The following is a 20,413-nucleotide window of genomic DNA, read 5'->3' on the forward strand; positions in this document are numbered from 1 at the left end:
AGCCGCCACCGCCAGCCAGATCTATGGCGCCAAGGTCGAAAGCGAGATGAGCTTGAAGACCGTCGATTTCCCGATCGAGACGGCGGCCTTCGACGAAAAGAGCGACCTTTCTGCCGACGAGGTGGAAAAGGTGGTACGCGAGGCCGGCACCGATCTGAGCGACGGCGCCATCCAGGTCGCGTCCCTGCATTATGTCGACCCACAGCGATTCGGTGACGGCTTCGCCGAGAGCATGGCCGGCTCCTATGACGTCAAGATCGTCCCGGAAAACGTCTCGGTGTCACCACGCGCCGCCGTCGACGACCAGGCGCCGGCCTTCGCCGAGGAAATCATCCCCTTCACCAAGGATCTCGACATTGGCGAGGCCTTCGCCGATTCGGGCTATACCGGCGAGGACGCCACCGGCATGGCCGAGGCGATCGCCAAATTGTTGAATGCCACCGCCCTCAAAGCCGGAACCGTCTTGCGCGTCGGGCTCGAGGTGCATGGCGACGCCGCCAAGATCGTTCGCACCAGCGTTTACGACAGGACCCAGCACATCGTCACCATCGCGCTCGACGACCGCGACCAATACGTGCCGGCGCAGGAGCCGGAGCCAAATCCCGAATTGCTGACGGCGTTCGACGATTCGCCTGCGCCCGTGGTGCGCGGCAATCTACCGAACGTCTATGACGGCATCTATCGCACCGCCTATTCCTACGGCATGTCCAAGGCGATGACGCAGCGGCTGATCAAGTTGCTGGCATCCGGTGTCGATTTCCAGTCGCGCCTCAGTCCCACGGATCGCATCGAGGTGCTGTTCTCGCAGCCCGATGGCGACGACCAGGCGTCCGACGAATCCGAGCTGCTTTACGTCTCCGCGACTTTCGGCGGCACGACGCGAAATTTCTACCGTTTCCAGATGCAGGACGGCAGCACCGACTATTTCGAGGAAAACGGCAGCAGCGCCCAGCAGTTTCTGCTTCGCAATCCCTTGCCCAATGGCAGGTTTACGTCGGGGTTCGGTGCCAGGCGCCACCCCATTTTGGGGTATGTGAAAATGCATACCGGCACCGACTGGGCAGCTCCGGTGGGCTCGCCGATTATTGCCGCGGGCAACGGCGTCGTCGAAAAGGCCGGCTGGGCTGGCGGCTATGGCAAGCAGATCATCCTGCGGCACGCCAATGGTTACGAGACGTCCTACAATCACCAGAGCGCCTTTGCCAAGGGCATCGAGCCGGGTGTTCGCGTTCGCCAAGGTCAGGTTATCGGCTATCTCGGCTCAACCGGCCTCTCCACCGGTCCGCATCTTCATTACGAACTGATCGTCAACGGCACCAAGGTCGATTCGATGCGCGTCCGCCTGCCGGTCGGCAAAACGCTGAAAGGCGACGACCTCGTCGCCTTCAAGCGCGAGCGCGAACGCATCGACGACCTGCTCAAGCAGGAAGACAGCAATCAGCTGAAGGTAGCGAGCGCCAAGATCGAAGGCTGAGCCGACGTTTTCGTCGTCAGCCCTGCTGATTCGCCGTGTCGCGCGCCCATGGCAGCCGCTCGCCGGAAACCGTCATCCAGGCGGTGATTGCCGAAAGCAGGCAAAGCAGCGCGGTCACTGCGGCAACGGCCGCGAATGCCGCGTCGCTGGCGGCAAGCCGTGCCGCATCGAGACCGGGCGCCAGGCCGGCGGGCGCCGGTTCGCCGAAACCCGGAATGCCGGCACCGGTGCCGAGCACGGCAGCGTAGACCCAGGCCGCCAGCGATCCCATCGCCGCCACGGCAATCAGGCCGCCGATGCGCGAGACGGCGTTGTTGATGCCCGAGGCCGCACCCGTATCCTTGTCCTCGACCGCCGTCATGATGGCGGTCGAGAGCGGCGACACCACCAGCGCCATGCCGAACCCCATCAGCGCCATCAGCGGGAACACCCCCAACCAGAAATTGTGGATGCCCCAATAGGCCAGCAAGGCAAGCCCGGCAAAGGCAACAGCCACCACCAGACTGCCGCTGGCGATCGGAAAGCGAGGCCCGATGCGGTCGGACCACTGGCCGACCGGCCCGGACAGCAGCGCGATCAATGCCGACAGCGGCAGGAAGATGAAGCCGACCTCGGCCGTGCTCAGCCCCCATCCGGCGATCATGAGCATCGGCAGATAGAACAGATTGGCCGACAGCGCGAAATAAAGGAAGAAGGTCGCCACATTGGCGCCCGCAAACGCCCCAATCCGAAACAGCGATAGGTCGATCATCGGCTCGCGCCGCCGGCGTTCGAAGACTATGAACACGACGAGCAAAACTGCGCCGGCGGCAATACTCGGGCCGGACATCAGCCCCTCCCCGTCACCGCTCATCGAGGTCAGGCCGTAAGCGAGCGCTCCGAACGCCAATATGGCGAGTGCTGCGCCGCCGAGATCGAGGCTGCGCTTTTCCGCCGGCGCGTCGGCGGGAACCTTGGCCAGCAGAAGATAGATCGAGATAAGACCGAGCGGCAGGTTGATGGCGAAGATCGCCCGCCAGATGCCGTCGCCGAAGGCCGACAGCACGAAGCCGCCCAGCACCGGACCGAGCGCCATCGTCAGCGCTGATGCCGCCGCCCAGATGCCGATCGCCCGGCCGCGTTCCTTTTTCGGATAGGCTTTGGCGATAATGGCCAGGCTGCCCGGCACCATGACGGCCGCTCCAACACCCTGGATAGCCCGAAACGCAATAAGCACCGCCGGGTTAGGCGCCAACGCGCAGGCAAGCGAGGCGGCGATGAACAGGACGATGCCGGCGACGAAGGAGTGGCGCAGGCCGAAGCGATCGCCCGCGGCGCCGCCGACGAGAATGAGGGCTGAAAGCGTCAATGCATAGGCATTGGAAATCCATTGCGCCTCGGCGAGGCTGGCGCCGAGGTCGACGCGGATCGCCGGCGTCGCAATAGCCAGGACCGATCCGTCGATAAAGCCGAGTGCGGAAGCCAGGATCGCCGCGATCAGCACGAACCGCCGCTGCGCCTGCGGGCAAAACGTATCGGACGGAAGTGAGCCGGTCAGGGGAACGGCGCCGGTACCGACTTTGGTTGGCGTGTGCATGCTGCCTTACCTAGACCGCCGGGGGGCCAGCGACAACCGGCCAGCAGGCTGTTCTCGTTGAAACCAGCCCGAACCTGGCCATGCAGGCAGGACCACGCCAGTGCGGGTGCAAACGGCCGATGCCGTGCTAAGCTTCTTGCAGCGCGACTGGCAAGGGGGAAAATACCCGCATGAAACGACCGCTCGAACCCTCGGCGGAAGGACGTGGGCGCGTCGTCGGCATCACCGACGGCGTGTTCGCCATCGCGCTCACCCTGATCGTTCTCGAGATCAGGGTGCCAGCGCATGAAACGGTGCATTCCGAAAACGAGTTGATCGCCGCGGTCGCAGCACTGGCGCCGCGTTTTCTGACCTATGCGCTCAGCTTCCTGACGCTGACCATCTTCTGGTTCGGCCAGCAGGCGCAGCACGGGCTGATCGCGAAGTCCGACAGGCGGCTTGCCACGCTGAACCTTTGTTTTCTCGGTTTCATCGCCTTGCTGCCGTTCTCGACCGATCTTTTGGCCGACTTCCTCGAATTCAGAACCGCCGTGCTCGTCTACTGGCTCAATCTTTTGATGCTCGGGCTGACGCTGCTCGCCAGTTGGCGCTATGCGGACAAAAACGGCCTCCTGGCGGAAGGCGTCGATGCGGAGACCACCCGAACGGTCTATCTGCGCATCGTCAAGGCGCAGATCCTGTGGGCGATCGGCGCTGCACTCTGCCTCGTCAGCCCGCTGCTCAGCGTCGGCTTCATGTTGGTGGTGCAGCTGATCTATGCGGCGGCGCCACGCGCGCGATTGCTGCGCAAGATCATCGGGTGAGTGGAGCGAAAACGCTCAACTCAGTCGACGAACTCCACCGTCACGCCGGGCGACACGATTTTGGCCAGCTCGCGCGCGTCCCAATTGGTCAGCCGCACGCAGCCATGGCTTTCGGTCTTGCCGATCTTGGACGGATCCGGGGTGCCGTGAATGCCATAGGTCGGCTTGTCCAGCGCAATCCAGACCGAGCCGACCGGACCGTTCGGCCCCGGCGGGATGGTCAGGATCCTGTCGTTTTCGCCCTGCTTGAAATTGATGTTCGGGTTGTAGGTGTAATTCGGATCCAACGCGACACGCGACACCGCATGGGTGCCGGACGGCGACGGCGTGTCCGACGAGCCGATGGTCGCCGGATAGGCCGCGACCAGCTTGCCCGCCGCATCATAGGCGCGGACCTGCTTGTTGGCCTTGTCGGCGATGATGCGCGCCACCGGCGTCGCCACCAGCCTGCCGAAATTGGCGACCTTGATGATGGTGCCGGGGCGGCTGAAATTGGCGTCCGGATTGAGCGATTTCAGATAGGCCTCGTCCATGTGGAAGCGCTCGGCCAGCGCCTCGGGCACCGACGTGTAGCCCATGCGGTCGAGCTGGGCCTTTTGGCTGTAGTCCTCCGGTATCGAGGCGACATAGGGGCCGGCCGCATCCTCGGGCGTGATCGTATAGGAGGCGAAGGCATCGCCACCGGATTGCGCCAGGGCGGCCTGGATGCCGATCGCATCGGTCGATTTCAGATTGCTGCCGGTGATCTCATTATAGGCGGCAAGCGCCTTGTCGACATTCGAGCCGAAGCGTCCGTCGATGACGCCGGGCGAAGAACCGGCACGGTCGAGCAGCACCTGCAGCGCCGCCACGTCCTGGCGGGCGCCGAGCGATAACGACGGGTCGACCGCCGTTTTGCCGCCAGTGCTTGGCGGCAAGGCCGCCTGCTCGCCCGGCACTGTCGGTTCGACCGGCTCGATCGAAGCCTCATTGAGCGGCTGGCGCTCAATGGTGCGCGGCTTCACCGGCTGCGCTTCCTCCGGAAAATTGTTGCCATAGCCGCCGTCATCCCGCGGCGCTTCGGGGAAGACTTCTGCCGAATTGTCGCCATAGGGGTCGTACTCGTCAGCCGGCGGCACGATGACCCTGCCTTCGTCTTCCAACCGCCTGCGACGGAACCGCGCCGTGTCCTCCGGATCGTCAAGATAATAGCGGTCGTCTTCGACCGGTCCGAGATTGCGCAGGCGCTCGCGGCGCAAGGCACGGCGATCGAGCCTGGTCTGCGGCGGCTGGATGGCGATAACCTTGCCGGTCTCCGCATCGACGATGACGCGGTTTCCCCTGGCGTCGTAATAGATGTCGAGATTGCCGTTCTGGGCGACAAGAATGCCGCCGTCATCGGCAGCACGACCCACCCGTGGCGCAGTATCCACTATCGGCGATGCCATCGTATTCGAAGCCAGCAGCCCGGCAGCAAGCGCTGAAAGGGTAAAGATGGTGCGCAACATGGTGGCCAAAATTCTCCGGTCCGTAATTGCCGCCGCCGGCATTGTCTCTCAAGAGCGCCGCGCGTCCTTTTGGGCTTAAGGACACTCTAACGCTTTAAATCTCCGCATCGTGCTTTGCGAAAATCAAAACTCGATTTCGGGCCGATGTGGTCGCGAACCCCTTCGCCAGCAAATCACTTGCGTACGATAAGGTTCCAATATGAACCGGGCATGAAGATGGCGGATTTCTGGCAGATCAACCGGCAATGAGTCCCAATTCCTTGCGCGCCTGCTTCGTCAGCTTCAGCGCGACGAGACGGTGGCTTTCGCGCAGATAATCCTTCAGCGCCTCGTCATCCATGCTTTCGCCTGTCTGGCGCTGGATCCATTTCATGCCGCGCGAGGCGAGATAGGGCGCCGGCCGAAGGCTCGGCTGTTCCCTCAGCACGTCATAGGCGATATCGGAGCATTTGAAGGTGACGAACGGCTCTTTGCCTTCACTCCAGCCGCCGATTGCAAACACCTTGCCGCCGACTTTCCAGACATGGGCGCCGCCCCACTGCACGACATGGGTCGTCGAAGGCAGCGAGGCGCAGAAGCTGTTATAATCGTCCAGCGTCATCTGCGCCCCGCCAATGATGGTAGACCATGAGATCATGGTCAAAAAAGAAGAGAGGAGCCCATCCCGATTCCATCGGGATGGAACAGGCTTTGGCTTGAAGTCAGGCGGCCGCCTCGGTTGCCACGACCGCCGGCTTCGAGCGGAAGTTCAGCCGGTCGGACCCGGCGGTGACCTTGACGGTCGAGCCGTCGAGGATCTCGCCGAGCAGGATCTTTTCCGCCAGCGGATCCTGCAATTCCTTCTGCATCACCCGCTTCAGCGGCCGCGCGCCGTAGGCCGGATCATAGCCCTTGGCCGCCAGCCAGTCGATCGCCTCCTGATCGAGCGAAAGCGCGATCTTGCGGTCGACAAGCAGGTTTTCCAGCCGCTTGAGCTGGATTTCGACGATGCGGCCCATATCCTGCCGGCGCAACCGGTGGAACAGGATCACCTCGTCGATGCGGTTGAGGAATTCCGGCCGGAACGAAGCCCTGACCACATTCATCACCTCGTCGCGCACCACGTCGACATCCTGGTGCTCGCCGAGATTGACCAGATATTCGGCGCCGAGGTTGGACGTCATGATGATCAGCGTGTTGCGGAAGTCGACCGTACGGCCCTGCCCGTCGGTCAGCCGGCCGTCGTCGAGCACCTGCAGCAGCACGTTGAACACGTCCGGATGCGCCTTCTCGATCTCGTCGAACAGCACGACCTGATAGGGCCGCCGCCGGATCGCTTCGGTCAGCGCGCCGCCTTCCTCATAGCCGACATAGCCGGGGGGCGCGCCGATCAGCCGGGCGACCGAGTGCTTCTCCATGAACTCCGACATGTCGATGCGCACCATGGCGCTCTCGTCGTCGAACAGGAAGCTGGCCAGTGCCTTGGTCAATTCGGTCTTGCCGACGCCCGTCGGTCCGAGGAACATGAACGAGCCGAGCGGCCGGTTCGGGTCCTGCAGGCCGGCGCGCGCACGGCGCACCGCTTTCGACACCGCCTGCACCGCCTCACCCTGGCCGACGACGCGCTTGCCGACCTCGTCTTCCATGCGCAACAGCTTGTCGCGTTCGCCTTCCAGCATCTTGTCGACCGGGATCCCCGTCCAGCGCGACACGATATGAGCGACGTGATCGGGGCCGACCACTTCCTCGACCATGCCGGCCTTGCCATCCCTGGCTTCAGCCTGCTTCAGCTGCTTTTCGAGTTCCGGGATCTTGCCATAGGCAAGTTCGCCGGCGCGCTGGAATTCGCCCTTGCGCTGCGCAATGGCAAGTTCGTTGCGCGCCTCGTCGAGCTGCTTCTTGAGGTCGGCGGCAAGCCCGAGCTTCTGCTTCTCGGCCTGCCACTTCGAGGTCAGCTCGGTCGATTCCTCCTCGAGGTTCGAGAGTTCCTTCTCAAGCCGGGTGAGCCGGTCCTTCGAGGCATCGTCCTTCTCGACCTTGAGCGCCTCGCGCTCGATCTTGAGCTGCATGATGCGGCGATCGATCTCGTCCAGCGCCTCGGGCTTCGAATCGACCTGCATCCTGAGCCGCGAGGCGGCCTCGTCGACGAGATCGATCGCCTTGTCCGGCAAGAAGCGGTCGGCGATGTAGCGGTTTGACAGCGTAGCGGCCGCGACCAGCGCCGAATCCGAGATGCGCACCTTGTGGTGCTGCTCGTATTTCTCTTTCAGGCCGCGCAGGATCGAGACGGTGTCTTCGACCGTCGGCTCATTGACGAAGACCGGCTGGAAGCGGCGGGCAAGGGCCGCATCCTTCTCGACATGCTTGCGGTATTCGTCGAGCGTGGTGGCGCCGACGCAGTGCAGTTCGCCGCGGGCCAGCGCCGGCTTCAGCAGGTTCGACGCATCCATGGCGCCATCCGCCTTGCCGGCGCCGACCAGGGTGTGCATCTCGTCGATGAACAGGATGATGCCGCCGGCGGCAGACGTGACTTCGGAAAGCACCGCCTTCAGCCGCTCCTCGAACTCGCCGCGGTATTTGGCGCCGGCGATCAGCGACCCCATGTCGAGCGCCATCAGCTGCTTGTCCTTGAGCGATTCCGGCACATCGCCATTGACGATGCGCAGCGCCAGCCCTTCGGCGATCGCCGTTTTGCCGACGCCGGGTTCGCCGATCAGCACCGGGTTGTTCTTGGTGCGGCGCGACAGCACCTGGATGGTGCGGCGAATTTCGTCATCACGACCGATGACCGGATCGAGCTTGCCCGCGCGGGCGTCCGCCGTCAGGTCGCGCGCGTATTTCTTCAGCGCGTCGTAGCCCTGCTCGGCGCTCGCCGAATCGGCGGTGCGACCTTTGCGTACGTCGTTGATGACCTGGTTCAGCGCCTGCGGCGTGACACCGGCCTTGGACAGGATGTCGGCGGTCTTGGCCGACTTTTCCATGGCAAGCGCCTGCAGAAGCCGTTCGACGGTAACGAAGCTGTCACCGGCCTTCTTGGCCAGTTCCTCGGCGGTCGAGAACACCTTTGCCAGCGGCTGCGCCAAGTAGAGCTGGCCATTGCCGCCCTCGACCTTGGGCATTGCCTCCAGTGCCGTTTCGACGCCGAGCTTGACGTCACGGACATTGCCGCCGGCGCGCTCGATCAGCGACGCAGCCAGGCCCTCGTCGTCATCGACAAGGACCTTGAGGATATGCTCGGGGGTGAATTGCTGGTGGCTGCGGGAAAGCGCCATGGTTTGCGCGGACTGGATAAAGCCACGCACGCGCTCGGAATATTTTTCAAGATTCATGCCTGTCTCCTTCCGTCACCGGCCCGCTTCGCGGCACCGGATCAGATTGCGGTGACGGACCCGCCCGTTCGAGCCGGATCCTGTTCACGCAAGATATGGGACGCAAACCACGGACCCTCAAGACGCCTCGACACTGGCGAACGCATAATATTCCGAGCGCGCAAAAGGAAAACGGCGGAGATTTCTCTCCGCCGTCCAGGGTAAAGGATGCGCTAAGATCGCCTGAACGTTTCTTCGATCAATTCTCGACGTCGGCAATAATAGGTTGACCGCCGGCATCTTCAGCCGGCGCCGCATCGACATTGCCAGTTTCGGCACGGTCAGGGCCGGAACTGTCAGGGCCGGCATTGTCGTTGCCGCCATTTGCCTGTTCGACATCGAGGCGCGGACGACGCGGACGCCTGGGGCGGCGGGCCGGGCTGTTTTCGGCAGCAGCTTCGTTGAGCTCGGCCTGGGCGGCGAGACCCGCCGGCGAAAGGTTTTCGAATTGCGGTGCGGGCTCGCTCACAAAGACCGGCTCAGCGGCCGGCACGGGCTCCGCCTGCGCCGGCATCTCGTCGCGCTGTGGCTGTTGTTCGACGCGCTGGCCACCCTGCTGCTCGCCGCGCGCGCCATATTCGCCGCGCTGGCCGTTCTGACCGTAACCGCCATTGGGGCGACGGTCGCGGTGGCGTCCGCCATTGTTGTCGCGGCCGTCACGGTTATCGCGGCCGCCCCGATTGTCGCGGCTGTTTTCCTGGTTCAGAGCCAGTTCGGCCGGCGTGCCATCGATGACCGGCTGCGGGCCGGCACCGTGATTGGCCGACGCCGAGGCCTCGTTGGCATTGTTGTTGCCGGCATTGTCGAACTCGTCGCGATCCTCGTCGCCGTCATCGTCGAAATCGTCTCGATTCTGCTGCGCGTTCTGGATCGGCATCTGTGCCTGAGCGGCTGCGATGATGCGGTTATAGTGCTCGGCATGCTGGAGATAGTTTTCCGCCATCACCCGGTCGCCGGAGCTTTGCGCGTCACGGGCAAGGGTTGCGTACTTCTCGGCAATCTGCTGAGCCGATCCGCGGATCTTCACGTCCGGACCGTTGCTCTCATAGTTGCGCGTCAGGGGATTCGGCCCCTTTCGGTTGTTGTTGTTATTGTTGTTGCCGCCGCCGCCATTGTTGTTGCGACCGCGCATGCGCCTGTTTTGCTGTTGTGGCCTCATTAGACTCTCTTCACTTTGAAATTTTCGAAAAACTCTTCACGAACGGAGGCGCTCATGCGGCCAGCCGTTTCGTTCCTTCACCGGCGTTCGCCCGCATCAATTGCGTTGGCGCCACGTGCCATCCTGTTCCGGTTACTTCACTTGCCGGACGATTCCCGCACGAAGCTTGGGCGTCGTTTGCGCAAGAAGGCAGCTATTTCCAAGGAAAACCGAATCGCTAAGAGCACTGCCTGCTTCGTCTCATCCGGTTAAGGCGACCCTAGCCGCATTCCCCGGTATTGCCAAGCGCTTTTTTCGCACTGCATCACGGCTTCCACCGTTCGAACACAAGAACTCTGTCGTTTCCGCCGAGATCACGAAACACCCCGACCGAACGGTACCCGGCCGCGGAGAATATCTCCGTAACCTGTTGGTGCTGCGTATGGCCGATCTCGACCGCAATCCTGCCTTGGAGTTCCAAATACGCTACCGCTCCCGCGGCGATCTTCCTGTAGGGGCTCAGACCGTCCACGCCGCCATCGAGGGCTTGGCGTGGATCGAAACCGCGGACCTCGTCCTGCAGATTTCCAATGTCGTCTGAGGGTATATAGGGAGGGTTTGCGACAATTACATGGTACAGGCCAGAAACTTTTTCAAACCAGTCGGATTTGAGCGGCGTGAACCGGCCGGCGAGCCCCAATTCCCCGGCATTACGCATGGCTGTGGCCAGCGCCTCCTGCGAAATGTCAACGCCGGTGGCGGTCGCGGCCGGAACGGCGCTGAGCAGCGCCAGCGCAATGGCACCGGTACCGGTCCCTAGATCGAGGATGCGGCAGCCGCCCTCGCGTGCCGCCATTGCCTTGACGAAGGGCACTATAGCGTCGACCAGCGTTTCGGTATCCGGCCGCGGCTCCAGCGTTTGCGGCGAAAGCGAAAGGCGCAAGCCGTAGAATTCGCGATAGCCAAGGATCCGGTGTACCGGCTCGCCGGCGATACGCCGCCGCAAGGCGGCTTCGATCGCTGCCCTCACGCCCGCATCGACCGTTCGCTCGGGATCGGCGATGGCCTGCGTGCGGGTCGTGCCGGAAAAATGCTCGACGATCAGCCTGGCATCGAGCGCCGGATCCGCGATCCCGGCCGCGGCAAGACGGTTTCGCGCCTCCCGCAACAGCGGCGCCAGCGTGCCGGGCAGGCTGTCAGCCATCGATGCCGATATCGGCGAGCAGCTTCGACTGGTGATCGGCGATCAGCGCGTCGATGATCTCGTCGAGTTCGCCCATCATCACCCGGTCGAGCTTATAGAGCGTCAGGTTGATACGATGATCGGTGACGCGACCCTGCGGAAAATTATAGGTGCGGATGCGTTCCGAGCGGTCGCCCGAGCCGACCTGCGACTTGCGCGATTCGGAACGTTCCTCGTCCGCCTTGCTGCGCTCGAGGTCGTAGAGCCTGGCGCGCAGGATCTGCATGGCCTTCGCCCGGTTCTGGTGCTGCGACTTTTCCGCCTGCACCACCATGATGCCGGTCGGCAGATGGGTGATGCGCACGGCCGAATCGGTGGTGTTGACGTGCTGGCCGCCGGAACCCGAGGCGCGCATCGTGTCGATGCGGATGTCTTCGGCCCTGATGTCGATGTCGACCTCTTCGGCTTCCGGCAGCACCGCGACCGTCGCCGCCGAGGTATGAATGCGTCCGCCCGCCTCGGTCGTCGGCACGCGCTGCACCCGGTGCACGCCGGATTCGAACTTCAGATGGGCAAAGACGCCCTTGCCCGAAACGGTGGCGATGATTTCCTTGTAGCCGCCGACCTCACCCTCGCTGGCCGACACCGTCTCGAAACGCCAGCCATGCGCCGCGGCATAGCGCTCGTACATGCGAAACAGGTCGCCGGCGAAAAGCGCCGCCTCGTCGCCGCCGGTGCCGGCGCGGATCTCGAGGATGGCGTTCTTGTCATCGGCGGCATCCTTGGGCAACAGCAGGATTTGGATGTCCTTCTGCAGCGCCTCGATGTGATGCTTGACCCCTGGCAGGTCGGCCTCGGCCAAGGCCCGCATCTCGGCGTCGGTGCCCTTGTCGGCGAGCATCGCCTCCAGATCGGCCTGTTCGCGCTCGGCGGCGCGCAGCGCCCTGATCTTTGCCACCATCTCCTGGATGTCGGCATATTCGGAGGCCATCCTGACATAGGCGTCCGGCGCTGGCCCGGCCGACATCTGCGCTTCGAGCATGTCGAAACGCTTGACGACTTGATCCATACGGTCGCGGGGCAGGTTGATCATGGCGAAGTCTATAGCGGTATAGAGCGGTCGTCGGCAAAGGCTTGCAGCAGCGCCCGCATCGGCAGGCCATGCGCCGGCGCCATCAGATTGTCGTCGAAGAACGCTTCCAACTCGCTGAGCGGCAGTTCCGTCAGCATCGCCTTGACCGGGCCGATCGATGCCGGCGACATCGAGATCGAGCGGTAGCCAAGGCCGATCAGCGCCATCGCCGAGATCGGCTTGCCGGCAAGTTCGCCGCACAAGGTCACCGGCGTCTGGTTGCGAGCCCCGGCATCGGCAATTTGCTTCAAAACACGCAGGAACGGCGTCGACAGCGGGTCGAAGCGGTCGGACAATTGGGTGTTGCCGCGGTCCACCGCCATGACGAACTGGAACAGGTCGTTCGAGCCGACCGAGACGAAATCGACCGCCTTCATCAACTCGTCGAGCTGGAACAGCAGCGACGGCACCTCCAGCATCGCCCCCACCTTGAGGCTGGTCGGCAAATGATGGGCAAAGCGCGACAAATGCCGGACCTCGCGGTCGATGATCTCGCGCGCCTGCGCGATCTCGCCGAGTTCCGTCACCATTGGCAGCATCAGTTTCAGTTCGCGTCCGCCGCACGCCTTGAGCAGCGCGCGGATCTGGGTGCGCAGCAATCCTGGCCGGTCGAGCGTCAGGCGGATGGCCCGCCAGCCGAGAGCCGGATTTTCCTCCTGGATCGAGCCCTTGAAATAGGGCAGCACCTTGTCGCCGCCAATATCGATGGTGCGGAACGTCACCGGCTTGTCGCGCGCCGCCTCGAGCACGTCACGGTACAAGCGCTCCTGGGCTTCCGCGCGCGGAAAGGTCGAGGCGACCATGAATTGCAGCTCGGTGCGGAACAGGCCGATGCCGGCCGCGCCCGCTTCGGCCAGTTGCGGCAGGTCGACCGCCAGCCCGGCATTCATCAGAAGATCGACCTGGACACCGTCCTTGGTCACCGACGGCTTCTTGCGCAGCTCGCGGTAGACCTCCTGCCGCCGCGCCCTGAAGCGCACTTTCTCGGCATAGGCCGCCTCGAGGTCGGGCTGCGGGCGCAGATGGATCGCGCCTTCCTCGCCGTCGACGATGATGGCATCGCCGTTTTCCGCCATGGAAACGGCGCCCTTCATCTGGCCGGCGACCGGTATGCCCATCGCACGGGCCACGATGACGACATGGCTGGTCGCCGCGCCGTCCTCCAGCACCAGTCCGCGCAGCTTGTCTCTGGGATAGTCAAGCAGCTCGGCAGCACCCATCGAGCGGGCGACGATGATGGCGTCCTTGGGCAGCGAGGCCGCGACGTCCTCCGGTCCGCGCCCCATAAGCTGCCGCAGCAACCGGTTGGCGAGATCGTCGAAATCGCTCATCCGTTCGCGCAGATACGGATCGGTCATGTGCAGCATGCGGGCACGCATGTCGCTCTGCACCTTTTCGACCGCCGCTTCGGCCGTCAGGCCGTTGCGGATCGCCTCCTCCAGCCGGCGTACCCAGCCGCGATCGTTGGCGAACATGCGATAGGCTTCGAGCACCTGGCGATGCTCGCCCTCGAAGGCGACGTCGCGGCGCTCCAGCATGTCGTCGATGGAGAGCCTGAGCGAGCCGAGGGACGCGTCGAGCCGCCTGACCTCCTCCTCGCTGTCCTCGTTGAACAGGTTGGTGACGACAATGCGCGGCTCGTGCAGCACCACATGGCCAAGCCCGACGCCTTCATTGAAGGACAGGCCGGTAAAGCTTACCGGGCGACGCAGATCGAGCTCGAGGCCGGGGCGCGTCAGCCGCTCCAGATCGCCGGTCGCGATCATCTCGGCGATCACCATCGCCGTCGTTTCCAGCGCCTCGACCTCGTCGTCTCGATAATGGCGCATGGTCTTGTTCTGCACGACCAGGACGCCGAGCGTCCGCCCTGCCCGCAGCACCGGCACGCCGAGGAAGGAATTGTAGATTTCTTCCCCGGTCTCCGGCAGGTAGGCGAAGGCAGGATGCTCCTGTGCATTGGAAAGGTTGAGCGGCCGCGCCGAGGCCGCGATCGTGCCGACCAGGCCTTGACCCAGCCTGAGCTGCGCCAGGTGGACGGCGTTCGGGTTCAGGCCTTCGGTGGCGTAGAGCTCGAGCACCGAATCGGCGCGCAGCACATAGAGCGAGCAGACCTCGGCAACCATGTTGGAGGCGATGTCGCGCACGATCCGGTCAAGCCGCTCCTGCGGCTCCAGCGGCTCTTGCATGAGCTCGCGGAGCCGTTTCAGCAAAACGCGCGGGCCACTGGCCGAATCACGCATCGCGGCTTCTTCTCCAATAGCATTTCAGCCGGTGCAGGTTGCCCTGCACAGCGGCACAAACGCAACAACTCAATTAGAGCGCCGTGCGTCCAATCGGACGCATAAAGGCCGCTCCAAGACTTTCGATCTGCTACTGCTTATCCAGACCGTAGACGGAATGCAAAGTGCGAACTGCTAGTTCCGTATAGGGACCGTCGATCAGGATCGAAATCTTGATTTCGGACGTTGTAATGGCGCGGATGTTGATCGACCTGTCGGCCAGCGCCTTGAAGGCGGTGGCGGCGACGCCGGCATGGCTGCGCATGCCGATGCCGATGACCGAGACTTTTGACATGCCGGCTTCCGACTGCACCACATCGTAGCCGATCGTCGCCTTCAGCCGTTCGAGCACGGCAAGCGCCTTGTCGACGTCGCCGGATGGCACGGTGAAGGTCATATCGGTGAACTTGCCGTCCTCGGAAATGTTCTGGACGATCATGTCGACGTTGATGTTGGCCTCGGCGAGCGGCCCGAAAATGCCGGCGGCGACGCCCGGCCGGTCGCCGACGCGGCGCAGCGATATCTGCGCCTCGTCCTTGGCATAGGCAATTCCGGTGACGACCTGCTGTTCCACGATCTCTTCCTCGTCGCAAATAAGCGTTCCCGGCGGATTGAGCAAATCCCCCATTCCGGGTGCATCGGGATCGTCGAAGGACGACCGCACAAAGGTACGCACCCTGTGCACCATGGCAAGCTCGACCGAGCGCACCTGCAGGACCTTGGCGCCCAGCGAGGCCATTTCGAGCATTTCCTCGAAGGAAATCTTGGCCAGCCGCCGCGCCTTCGGCTCGATGCGCGGATCGGTCGTGTAGACCCCGTCGACATCGGTGTAGATGTCGCAGCGGTCGGCCTTGACCGCCGCCGCGATGGCGACAGCGCTGGTATCGGAACCGCCGCGGCCGAGCGTTGCGATCCGGTTGTCCGGCCCGATGCCCTGGAAACCGGCCACCACCGCCACCTGGCCTTCGCCGAAGCGCTTGATCAGGAACGCGCCGTCAATATCGAGAATGCGCGCCGCGCCATGCGCGTTGTCGGTCTTGATCGGGATCTGCCAGCCTTGCCAGGAGCGGGCATGCACGCCGATATTCTGCAGCGCGATCGCCAGCAAGCCGGCGGTGACCTGCTCGCCGGACGCGACGACGGCGTCATATTCGCGCGCATCGTGCATCGGCGAGGCCTCGCGCGTCCAATGCACGAGCTCGTTGGTCTTGCCGGCCATCGCCGAGACCACGACGGCGACCTCATGGCCGGCATCGACCTCGCGTTTGACGTGACGCGCCACATTGCGCATGCGGGCGATGTCGGCGACGGACGTTCCGCCGAATTTCATCACGATGCGCGCCATGGAAGCGAAATGCCTTTGACTGAATGCCGGACCGAGGGCCGAAAAGCGGAAATGCGTCCGACCGGGCCGGACGCTCAATGCGCGGCCTCCTTAGCCAAATGATCGCGGTTTCGCAAGGCATGCCGCCGCTGCCGGCCAGGCGACACACGAGCGCAGTGTCACGCCTGCACCGCTTCTTGGCAAATGCCGCTCGCTTCAGCCCTACAGTGCTGTGGCTCTCCACAGGCGCGGATAATCGAGGACGAAACCGAGCGGCGAAACCTCCAGCATCTCATTGTAGCCGAACAGCGGCGCGGCATAGGCGTAGTGTGCTGCATCGACGCGTCGATAGGTCTGTTCCAGGTGCGTCAGCCTCAGGTCGGGAAATGTCAGATAGGCCGCCGGGGCGGGCGTCGCCGTGCCGACATCGAGGGCAAAACGGCGGAGCGCCAAAAGGTTTGTGGCGGGCGTGAAGCCGAGATCGACATCGATGAGACCGTCGACTTCAGCTTGATGCTCGCCGTTCAGCGTCCATTGGCGCTCGGTAAGCCGGTCGATGCTATAATGCAGCTCTTGCGTGCCGAGGAAGCCGTCGGCACGCGCCGAGCGCGTATGCCAGCCGGCATCGCAGTCCACCTCGTAGGCGATGCTGCACGGCTTGCCGTCCTGAACGAAAAGCGCGTGTCCCCTGAGGTTCCACCCGGAACTCGCTTCCGACAGCAGGCAAGCGTCGTGGCCTTCCTGGTCAAGCCGGCGCCAAAGAATGGAAGCAACCGTTCGCATCATTGTGCACTCCTTCGGACACGATGTCTCTGCTTCGTCCGCCAGGGCATTGGTGTTTCCTTCCGGCACACCATCAACTGACATGTGCTGACACAATTGCCTCCGGCAAAAGGCGGTGCTGTCAGGCATCACGCGCATCGCGCTGCCGGCGGTGAATTTCGCGCCTTGACATTCGCAGCCTTGCGCCCGACTTCCTAGCGTCCGAGGAGACCACGCCATGCCAGAGCCCCGACGATCGACGATCGATGCCGGAGAGGTGGAACGATTTTCCGCCCTTGCCGCCGAATGGTGGAACCCGAACGGCAAGTTCCGCCCGCTGCATAAGTTCAACCCGATCCGGCTTGCCTATATCCGCGACCAGGTGGCGGCCCGCTTCGGCCGTGATCCGCGTGCGGCACGGCCGTTCGAAGGCCTGCGCTTCCTCGACATTGGCTGCGGCGGCGGGCTTTTGTGCGAGCCGATGGCGCGGCTTGGCGCCGAAGTGGTCGGCGCCGATGCCTCAGTCACCAACATCGAAGTGGCCAAGCTGCATGCGGCGGAAGTCGGCGTGAGCGTTGACTACCGCGCCATGACCGCGGAAGACCTGGCCGACGCTGGCGAAAAATTCGACGTCATCCTCAACATGGAAGTGGTCGAGCATGTCGCCGATGTCGATCTGTTCCTGGCCAAATGCGGCGAGATGGTCAAGCCCGGCGGCATCATGTTCGTCGCCACCATCAACCGCACGCTGAAGGCCCTGGGCCTGGCCATCATCGGCGCCGAATATGTGCTGCGCTGGCTGCCCCGCGGCACCCACCAGTTCGGCAAGCTGGTGCGCCCCGAGGAACTCGAAAAGGCGCTTGCCGGCGCCGGCCTGACCGTCATCGACCGCACCGGGGTCAGCTACAGCCCGCTCGCCGATCGCTGGCAGCGGTCGAAGGACATGGACGTCAACTACATGGTGCTGGCGGAGAAGGTATCCGTCTGAAGCTTACGCCTTCTGGCCCCTATGTCTTCTGGCTTTGCGCCTTGGTGGTGATGAACACGCCGGCGGTGATGATGACGGCACCCGCCCAGGTCAGCAACTGATAGCGCTCGCCGAGGAAGAGCGTCCCGGCAAACAGCCCGACCGCCGCCGCCACATAGCCGATCTGGCTGAGATAGACCGGGCCGCCGACCGCTTGCAGGCGGAAGAAGAAGGCGAACATCGCCGAGGCTGATGCCACCTGTGCCGCAGCGACCAGCGGCACGCCGCCGAGCGAGCCGAATGCATTGCCGCCCAGCAGGACCAGAATGCCGGCAAGCAGCATCAAGGCTGCTGCCAGATGGCTGCCGACGGCAAGCTCGATCGGGCCGGTGTCTTCAGGCCAGTCGACGGTGCGGTAGATGTTGCCGGCGGCGAGGCTGACCGGGATGAGCAGGCCCATCGCCACCCAGAAAAATTCGGCCGGATGGCCCGCTTCCCCGCGCGTCACGGCCACCATGACTGCGCCCACGAAACCGACGACTATGCCGACGATGCCCAGCATGGTCGGGCGCCTGACCCCGAGCAGCATCGAGAACACCAGCGTGACGACCGGCGACAGCGTGAACATGATGCCGCTGTAGCCGGCGCCCAGATGCGGAATGGCTGAAAACATCAGCAGATTGGGGATTGCGTAGGAGACGGCCGCGGTGACAAAGAAATAGCGCAGCCTGTGCGGCGAAAGCCGCATGCGCTGCCCGTTGAGCAGCAATGCGCACAAAAGCACGCCGCCGGCGCCAAGCGAGATGACGAAGGCCCAGACCATGGCGGGGACGCCGGCCGCCGTCGCGATCTTGCCGAACGGCAGCGTCAGGCCGAGCAGTCCACCGGTGACGACCAGAAGGCCAAGCGCCGAGTCCCAGAGAAATTTCATCGCCGTCCCATCGCCTGTTCGCACTTGGCCGATACCACAAGCTGAGGTACGATAAGGTAAAGATTCTTCACGTCAAGATACATAACGGTGAGAGACATGGATCGCGCAGCAAAAGCGATCGAGCAGTGGAAAAAGGAACGGCCGGATCTCGATGTCTCGCCGATGGCCGTGCTCGGACGGTTGAACGAGGCTGCCTCGTTGATCGCGCGGGAGCGGCTGGCGCCGCTGTTTGCAAGTTACGGACTGCAATCCGGAGAATTCGATGTGCTGGCGACGCTGCGTCGTTCCGGGCCGCCATACGCGCTGACGCCGACCGCTCTGTACGAGGCGACGATGGTGACATCGGGCGCGATGACCAACCGCCTCGATCGGCTCGAGAAATCCGGCTTGATCAAGCGCGGGCCACATCCCGACGATCGCCGCGGCATCGTCGTACAACTGACCCGGAAGGGCCTCGCTTTGATCGACGAGGCGGTTGCCGCGCACGTTGCCAACGAGCACGAGATACTTTCCGGCCTGATACGCCCGGAGCAGGTCATGCTGGCACGCCTGCTCGAAAAATTGATCGCGAGCCTAGGCTAACCAAACCGGCCAAAAGGGCCGGCCGAGAAGGTGGAAAACTCAAATCCTGGCCGCGGAGCCTCGTTTGGGCCGGCGGACAGCTCTGATCTTGCCGCTGTTTCCGCCGCCACAGAAAAACTGGTCACCGCCATCGGATTCGAGCCCCGACACGCCTGTTCCTGGCGGCATATCGAGCTTCTCCAGGACCTTTCCCGTTTCAGGATCGATCCGCCGGACATCGCTCTCCTCACCCTCCCAGGTGCCATGCCACAGCTCGCCATCGACCCAGCTGACCCCGGTGACGACGCGGTTGGAAACGATGGTGCGAAGGATTGCCCCTGTCTCGGGATCGACCTGATGGATCTTTCGGCCCCGGTGCTGCCCGACCCAGAGTGTTCCTTCGGCCCAGGCGAGCCCGGAATCACCGCCATTGCCGGGCGCCGGGATCGACGCCAGCACCTGGCCATTCTTCGGATCGATCTTGTGGATGCGATCCTCGGCGATCTGATAGAGGTGCTGGCCGTCGAAGGCCGTTCCGGCGTGTGCCGCGACATCGATCGAGCGCACTACTTTGCCGCTCGCCGGATCGAAGGCGTTCAATCTGTCGCCTGACGCAAACCAGACATGCTCACCGTCGAAGGTGACGCCGTCGACGTGGTCGACACCCGGAAAGGGTCCATATTCACGGAGGATTTCGGCTGAGGATCGTTTCATAATACCACCCTAGTAGCCCGGCAACGGGCCGGGGAGTAACAAGATTGTCGGGAAACCCGGTACCGGCGGGGTCATCCAGCGACGCGCCCGCCCGCGGCCGAACGACTGCACCTTGCCTGACTGGGCGAGCTGCTCGAGCGCCCGCTGCACGGTACGCGAACTGGCTCCAAGCGCAATCGCCAAGGCCGAGCTCGACCACGACTCGCCGTCGGCGAGGAAGGCGAGCACCGCGGCATGATCGTCCTCGACGGGCGGCGCCAGCACGACGACCTCGCCGGCGCGGCGTGGCGCCAGGGCAAAGCCCCGCTTCGTCGCGCTCACATCGGCCAAGCTCCGAAGCTCCGCGCGAAGTCGCCCGATTTCGACCCGTAACCGCGCGCGATGTGATTCGTCCGCGTCCTTTCCGCGGAAAGCGCGCGCAATAAGCGTCGATCTTGCCACGTCCCTCGGCCAGGCTTCGGCCAGCGCGCGGGCAACAGCGAACAGCACCGGGCGGGTCGCCAGCGAGATGGCGGTGTCTGCGACCCGCACGACATTGCGGCATGCATCCACCACCAGCGCCCCCGACGCCAGGAGCGCTTCGACTTCGTCGAGCAGAAGGGGCCGTTCCTCGCCACGGGCGACAAGGCGTGCCGCCGGCGTCTCCAGCACCAGCGATGCGCTCTCCACCTCTGCGGTCAGCGCGGGGATGCCGGCCGCGCGCGCCGCCCGCGCCGCTAGGGCGAGTGCGGCGCG

General features: G+C 63.9%; 17 protein-coding genes (1 of these 17 cut by a window edge). 4 read left to right on the plus strand and 13 right to left on the minus strand.

The features are described from left to right. Positions 1-1,474, plus strand: the 3' portion of a protein-coding gene (locus tag NKI01_RS28920; protein WP_352483558.1) for a M23 family metallopeptidase. Its footprint begins 485 nt before the window's first position; 1,474 of the gene's 1,959 nt are visible here — the last part of the coding sequence; the start codon falls outside the window, past its left edge; it ends in the stop codon at positions 1,472-1,474. A gap of 16 nt (positions 1,475-1,490) precedes the next feature. Here NKI01_RS28920 and NKI01_RS28925 read toward each other — a convergent pair whose 3' ends face one another. Continuing rightward, positions 1,491-3,050: an MFS transporter gene (locus tag NKI01_RS28925; protein WP_352483557.1), complete on the minus strand. Its 1,560-nt coding sequence runs from the start codon at positions 3,048-3,050 to the stop codon at positions 1,491-1,493. A 170-nt stretch (positions 3,051-3,220) separates the two neighbouring features. Between NKI01_RS28925 and NKI01_RS28930 the strand changes: the two genes are divergently transcribed. After that, positions 3,221-3,853, plus strand: coding sequence for a TMEM175 family protein (locus tag NKI01_RS28930; protein WP_352496396.1), 633 nt, complete (start codon positions 3,221-3,223; stop codon positions 3,851-3,853). Between the two features lie 20 nt (positions 3,854-3,873). Here the strand turns inward: NKI01_RS28930 and NKI01_RS28935 are convergent, their stop codons facing one another. The 9 genes from NKI01_RS28935 to NKI01_RS28975 all read right to left on the minus strand — a co-directional run bounded on the left by NKI01_RS28935 (position 3,874) and on the right by NKI01_RS28975 (position 16,529). Continuing rightward, positions 3,874-5,340, minus strand: a complete 1,467-nt coding sequence (locus NKI01_RS28935) for a L,D-transpeptidase family protein (protein ID WP_352496395.1) — start codon at positions 5,338-5,340, stop codon at positions 3,874-3,876. A gap of 235 nt (positions 5,341-5,575) precedes the next feature. After that, positions 5,576-5,941, minus strand: coding sequence for an MmcQ/YjbR family DNA-binding protein (locus NKI01_RS28940; protein WP_352965520.1), 366 nt, complete (start codon positions 5,939-5,941; stop codon positions 5,576-5,578). A gap of 100 nt (positions 5,942-6,041) precedes the next feature. Next, positions 6,042-8,648: an ATP-dependent chaperone ClpB gene (clpB, locus tag NKI01_RS28945; RefSeq protein WP_352965523.1), complete on the minus strand. Its 2,607-nt coding sequence runs from the start codon at positions 8,646-8,648 to the stop codon at positions 6,042-6,044. A gap of 238 nt (positions 8,649-8,886) precedes the next feature. Beyond that, positions 8,887-9,846: a DUF4167 domain-containing protein gene (locus NKI01_RS28950; RefSeq protein ID WP_502899026.1), complete on the minus strand. Its 960-nt coding sequence runs from the start codon at positions 9,844-9,846 to the stop codon at positions 8,887-8,889. A gap of 304 nt (positions 9,847-10,150) precedes the next feature. Continuing rightward, complete coding sequence (gene prmC / locus NKI01_RS28955) at positions 10,151-11,029, minus strand: peptide chain release factor N(5)-glutamine methyltransferase (protein WP_352965526.1); 879 nt, start codon at positions 11,027-11,029, stop codon at positions 10,151-10,153. Next, positions 11,022-12,101, minus strand: a complete 1,080-nt coding sequence (prfA, locus tag NKI01_RS28960) for a peptide chain release factor 1 (protein ID WP_352965528.1) — start codon at positions 12,099-12,101, stop codon at positions 11,022-11,024. Before prfA ends, prmC begins: the two co-directional genes overlap by 8 nt. Before the next feature lie 8 nt (positions 12,102-12,109). Further along, on the minus strand, positions 12,110-14,380 hold the full coding sequence (gene ptsP, locus NKI01_RS28965; protein ID WP_352453081.1) for a phosphoenolpyruvate--protein phosphotransferase: 2,271 nt from the start codon (positions 14,378-14,380) through the stop codon (positions 12,110-12,112). Between the two features lie 130 nt (positions 14,381-14,510). Beyond that, on the minus strand, positions 14,511-15,764 hold the full coding sequence (locus NKI01_RS28970; RefSeq protein ID WP_352965530.1) for an aspartate kinase: 1,254 nt from the start codon (positions 15,762-15,764) through the stop codon (positions 14,511-14,513). Positions 15,765-15,965: 201 nt separating this feature from the next. Beyond that, the gene (locus NKI01_RS28975) at positions 15,966-16,529 is read right to left on the minus strand and encodes a putative glycolipid-binding domain-containing protein (RefSeq protein WP_352965532.1); all 564 of its coding nucleotides are present in this window, start codon (positions 16,527-16,529) and stop codon (positions 15,966-15,968) included. Positions 16,530-16,743: 214 nt separating this feature from the next. Here NKI01_RS28975 and ubiG point away from each other — a divergent pair, with 214 nt between their 5' ends. After that, a complete protein-coding gene (gene ubiG / locus NKI01_RS28980) occupies positions 16,744-17,493 on the plus strand; it encodes a bifunctional 2-polyprenyl-6-hydroxyphenol methylase/3-demethylubiquinol 3-O-methyltransferase UbiG (RefSeq protein WP_352965534.1) in 750 nt (249 codons plus the stop codon). A 19-nt stretch (positions 17,494-17,512) separates the two neighbouring features. Here ubiG and NKI01_RS28985 read toward each other — a convergent pair whose 3' ends face one another. Further along, positions 17,513-18,403: a DMT family transporter gene (locus NKI01_RS28985; protein WP_352483547.1), complete on the minus strand. Its 891-nt coding sequence runs from the start codon at positions 18,401-18,403 to the stop codon at positions 17,513-17,515. A gap of 96 nt (positions 18,404-18,499) precedes the next feature. On the opposite strand from NKI01_RS28985, the gene NKI01_RS28990 reads away from it, so the two are divergent. Further along, complete coding sequence (locus tag NKI01_RS28990; protein WP_023722290.1) at positions 18,500-18,985, plus strand: MarR family winged helix-turn-helix transcriptional regulator; 486 nt, start codon at positions 18,500-18,502, stop codon at positions 18,983-18,985. Between the two features lie 39 nt (positions 18,986-19,024). On the opposite strand, the gene NKI01_RS28995 is transcribed toward NKI01_RS28990, so the two are convergent. Next, a complete protein-coding gene (locus NKI01_RS28995) occupies positions 19,025-19,678 on the minus strand; it encodes a Vgb family protein (protein WP_023722289.1) in 654 nt (217 codons plus the stop codon). 9 nt (positions 19,679-19,687) lie between these two features. Beyond that, the coding region (locus tag NKI01_RS29000) for a winged helix-turn-helix domain-containing protein (RefSeq protein ID WP_502899490.1) at positions 19,688-20,413 on the minus strand (726 nt) is incomplete at its 5' end.

The sequence above is a fragment of the Mesorhizobium sp. M0815 genome, from assembly GCF_040319995.1.
GTDB lineage: Bacteria > Pseudomonadota > Alphaproteobacteria > Rhizobiales > Rhizobiaceae > Mesorhizobium.